The sequence below is a fragment of the Aerococcus sp. L_32 genome, from assembly GCF_050689315.1.
In genome coordinates this window covers 1-4,375 of sequence record NZ_JBOEQF010000177.1, presented here as the reverse complement: position 1 = coordinate 4,375, position 4,375 = coordinate 1, and the positions used below count along the sequence as shown (strand labels likewise).

The following is a 4,375-nucleotide window of genomic DNA, read 5'->3' as shown; positions in this document are numbered from 1 at the left end:
CATCATACCATTATTCTTGGCCTTCGTCAATGATAACTTAATTTAAATGTTTTAAATAGTTCAGAGTCACTTTAGCGGCATTTTGCCCTGCCGTCACCACAAATTCATCAAAGACCACATTAGCGTCATGTTGAGCGGTATCAGAAATCGCTCGAATGACAATACAATCAACACCAAACTGGTGGGCTACTTGCGCAACTGCAGCTCCTTCCATCTCAGCACATTGCGCCCCTCTAAATGTCTGATATAAATCATTCACTTTATCAGTATCGGCAATAAATTGATCTCCTGTTAAGATCAATCCGGTTGTCGCATTTAAATCTGTTTCATGATAAGCATCTAAGAAGCCTTGAATTAAGTTTTCTGGCGCCTTATAACGGGCTGGCATTGTAGGCACTTGGCCTAATTCATAACCAAATGCACGGGCATCCGCGTCATGGTACATCGTCGCTTCCCCAATGACAATATCCCCAATTTGACGGTCTGGTGCAAGGGCCCCAGCTGACCCAGTATTGATGATTAAATCTGGGTTCGTTTGGGCAACAAGTGTTGTCGCGATTGCGGCGTTTACTTTCCCAATCCCGCAACGGGCTACAATGATTTCGTGCCCTTCGTATGATGTTGTCCATACTTCTGTTGACCCAACAATTTCACTAACACTTAGGCCTAGGTGTTCTTTATAGTAACCAATTTCTTCTTCCATTGGGCAAATAATTGCTACTTTCATCTATTATATACTCTCCTCCGTTTAAATTGATTTAATTTAATTAAACATAAAAAGCGATAATGGTCAAAATGATAATCCCTAGAGTTAACAGGACAATCGCGATATTTAGGAAACGATCAATTTTAGTTAGCCCGAAAAAGGACTTACCTTTTCTAGATTCTCTGTCCGCTTGTTTAGCATCCGCATCCAATTGACCTGCATGTTGACCAAACTGATTTGCCTTATCCGGATTTGCTTCAGCATTTCCTGTGCCGAAAAAAACTTGTTGTGATTGGTCAATTCCTTCATTATCGTCTACTAATGTTTCGTCATCTCTTTCATCCTCTAATTCTCGCTCAGAAGGGCCAAAAAGGCGTTCTCTGAATGACAGCCGTTTTTTATTTTCCTTAGTAGTCTCTTCTACTGAAGGTTCTTCCGCAAGCGGCGTCGACGTTCTAGCAGCGGTCACCACATGGTCGTCCTGGTTGGTCCAAGCACCCTGGCCAGTAGAATTCTGGTCGGTTGGTCTTTGGCTTGTCGGAGAAAAATTTGGATTTTTTCTATTTGTCATTGGTCGTTCTGGTCTAGATGCCCGGTCAGATTGACGATCTTTTGCTTGCTGACTTTTCTTTTCATAAAGAGCTTGGTTGAGCATATCCGCAGAAAATTTTCTTGGCGCATCGAAGTCTTCATCACGTTTAAAGACCTGAGTATTACCAGCAGTTGCATCCTGGTTAAAGGTTGCTGATTTTTTGTGACGGGCATCACGGGGCGCATCATATGTCGTCGATTGACTTGGTCGCTTGCTTTCTTGAATTTCGTCAGCAACTTCACTAACCGTTTTGTCGGTGTGGTCGATTTTATTTTTCAAGGCCCGGTACTGGGCACGTGTTAATTGTGGTTCTTCATCTGGCGTCATATATGTCACCTACTATCCTTGTAATGTTAAAATTTGCCAATATTGAATGGCGTAAATGGTCTTCATATCGGAAATCTCTCCTGAGGCAATCGCTGCTTTCGCTTGACCAAAGTCTAGGTATACGAGTTCGATATTTTCATCGTCGTCTTGTGCGGGTGGCTCTGGTAAATCAGTAACATTTTGGCAGGCATACATTTGAATGAATTCATCATTATAACCTGGCGTCACATAGAAACCGTCTAGTTGCTGCCAATTTTCACCAGCCATCCCTGTCTCTTCCGCAAATTCTCGTTTAGCGGCCACCAATAAATCTTCATTAGGATCTACTAATCCAGCTGGCACCTCTAAACTAACTGCCTCAATTCCTTTTCTATACTGACGAACTAATACGATTTTATCGTCCCGTAAGGCGAAAATACCGACTGCCGGTCCATGGAAAATGAGTTCACGATCTGCAAGTTCACCATTTTGCAAACGGACTTGATGCTTCTCTAAGTTTAGAATCTTTCCTTCGTATAAGGTTTCTTTCTTAATTGTTTTTTCACCAAATGTCATCATGGTCAACCTTTCTTAAACATTATATTTGTACTTTATATGTATATGTAGTGTAATTCTGCTCATAATTTTGGTGGCTATTCTTCTTCATTTTAACATTTTTAACTAAAATATGGGCTAGAAGGCGAAATTTTAGGGATTTATTTACCATTTCAACTGGGTTCTATTGTATAGGAATAAGCTATTGTTTTTAAATACGACTAGAGGCCGATGTTGATTGATCCCTTGTCCCTTATAATAAAGTTAAATCAATCAAAGGAGTGACTAAACATGAACCGCCCACTTCAATACATCGCAAAAATTGGTCAATATCCCTTTTACTGGCCGATGAACGTCACAATCATTTTTCTATTGTTTGTATTTGGTACCCCCTACTACCAAATTACTTTCTGGGTGTTGGCACTATCTTTCTTAGTCTTTGCAATCAATAATATTTACACGGCCAATATCGCTGACCATCAAAGCAACCGTGAAAAATATAAACCAAGACGGGTACCCAAATCAAGAAAGGCCATCTATGAGGAAGCTGACTTAACTGACCAAGAAATTCATTTTTTCCGGTCCGAAATGGCTGAAGCCTTGGATACTATCGAAACAATCTTAGGGTATGAAAACTACAATACCCATTTAAATATGGTATTTAAACGTTATGATACAAGCAAAGTCTTGAAAAGTTATTTCCAAGCCATTACACAAGCGCCAGATCGTCTAAACCAGGCGACCGATTTCCTATATCATGTGCTCCCAAATTTAAAAGGCGCACTTGAACAATATACGGCCATTAATCAAACAATGGATAAATCGCCACGGAAAATTCAAAAGTTGACTAATTTACGTGAGGAAATCGCAGACTTAGCCCAACAAGTGCAAAGTTCATTCGATAGCTTCACTAATAACCCTGAGTAAAGGAGAACCTTGATGACAGAAGACAAAAATCAACCATTAAACAAGCAATCTGATAATATTTCTAAATCAGTAGATGATTTAATCGCCAACCCCTTCCAAGATGCGACTTTAGCCAATTCGCCCTTAGAAAACTTAGCCAATACCGATGAAGAAACTGGTATGGAACAGACGATCTACCAGCAATTATCTAAAGATCGTCAAGACCAAGCTAAAGCCTTATCAGAAAAAATTGATGCTAGTGATAGCCAATCCATCGTTTCATATGGTGCCATGGCCCAAAAACAAATAGGTGACTTCTCACACCAAATTATCGCCCAAGTTCAAAACCAGGACTTAGACGTTGTCGGAGAACAGTTACGGGAATTATTAGCCCGTTTAAATGACACGGACCCAAGTCAATTAACCAACCAAAAGCAAAATCGAATTCAACGTTGGTTTAAGAAACAAAAGGCCTCTTTATATGAAATGAATGCCAAATACCAAAAAGTTGGCTACCAAATTGATGAAATTGCAGGCCACCTAACCCGTCAAAAGAACGGCTTGTTAAATGACAATCTACAATTAGATAGCTTATACCAACAAAATTTGGAATTTTTCGAAGCTTTAAATGTCTATATCGCTGCTGCCCAAATCAAAGCAGAACGACTACGTCAAGAAGAATTACCTGCCTTAAAGAGTCAGGTAACCAGTGAACATGACCAAATGACTATCCAAAAAATTGCCGACTTAGAGCAATTTATTAACCGTCTTGAGAAACGGATTTACGACTTGGAGCTAACACGCGAAATTACTATCCAACAAGCGCCACAAATTCGTTTAATTCAAAATGCCAACCAAAACTTGGCTGAGAAAATCCAATCATCTATTTATACAGCCATTCCTTTATGGAAAAACCAAATCGCTATCCAATTATCCCTATACCGTCAAAAAGATGCTTTGGATGCCCAAATCGCTGTGACAGATACCACTAACCAATTATTAACAGAAAACTCTGAATTGTTGAAACAGTCATCACTTGAAACAGCAAGACAGTCTGAACGTGGTGTGGTAGATATTGAAACCTTGAAACACTCACAACAAAACTTGATTGATACCATTACTGAAACCATGCAAATTCAAGAAGAAGGACGAGCTAAACGTCTACAAGCTGAACGTGAAATGGTACAAATGGAAAATGAATTAAAACAACATTTACTTAATGGTGGTCAAAAAAAATAAAATGAACATTTTAAGGTGTTATCATTTCATCTGATTTAGCTCATATGTTATACTATATATATGGACAAAAC

At 39.3% G+C, this 4,375-nt stretch carries 5 protein-coding genes; 2 read left to right on the top strand and 3 right to left on the bottom strand.

Going from position 1 to position 4,375, the window contains the following annotated elements; translation table 11 throughout:
* Positions 1-37 precede the first annotated feature (37 nt).
* From ACRCJ0_RS09880 to ACRCJ0_RS09870, 3 genes are read right to left on the bottom strand one after another with little or no spacing between them, the layout of a single operon-like run.
* Positions 38-727 (bottom strand): 5'-methylthioadenosine/adenosylhomocysteine nucleosidase, encoded by a 690-nt coding sequence (locus ACRCJ0_RS09880; RefSeq protein ID WP_431390326.1) that lies wholly within the window; start codon positions 725-727, stop codon positions 38-40.
* A gap of 40 nt (positions 728-767) precedes the next feature.
* Positions 768-1,625, bottom strand: a complete 858-nt coding sequence (locus tag ACRCJ0_RS09875) for a hypothetical protein (protein WP_431390325.1) — start codon at positions 1,623-1,625, stop codon at positions 768-770.
* A gap of 12 nt (positions 1,626-1,637) precedes the next feature.
* On the bottom strand, positions 1,638-2,183 hold the full coding sequence (locus ACRCJ0_RS09870) for an NUDIX hydrolase (RefSeq protein ID WP_149256200.1): 546 nt from the start codon (positions 2,181-2,183) through the stop codon (positions 1,638-1,640).
* Between the two features lie 267 nt (positions 2,184-2,450).
* Between ACRCJ0_RS09870 and ACRCJ0_RS09865 the strand changes: the two genes are divergently transcribed.
* Together ACRCJ0_RS09865 and ACRCJ0_RS09860 are read left to right on the top strand one after the other, a co-directional pair.
* Positions 2,451-3,086, top strand: a complete 636-nt coding sequence (locus ACRCJ0_RS09865) for a 5-bromo-4-chloroindolyl phosphate hydrolysis family protein (protein ID WP_431390324.1) — start codon at positions 2,451-2,453, stop codon at positions 3,084-3,086.
* Positions 3,087-3,098: 12 nt separating this feature from the next.
* Positions 3,099-4,304, top strand: coding sequence for a toxic anion resistance protein (locus tag ACRCJ0_RS09860; RefSeq protein WP_197558873.1), 1,206 nt, complete (start codon positions 3,099-3,101; stop codon positions 4,302-4,304).
* The last annotated feature ends 71 nt before the right edge of the window (positions 4,305-4,375 follow it).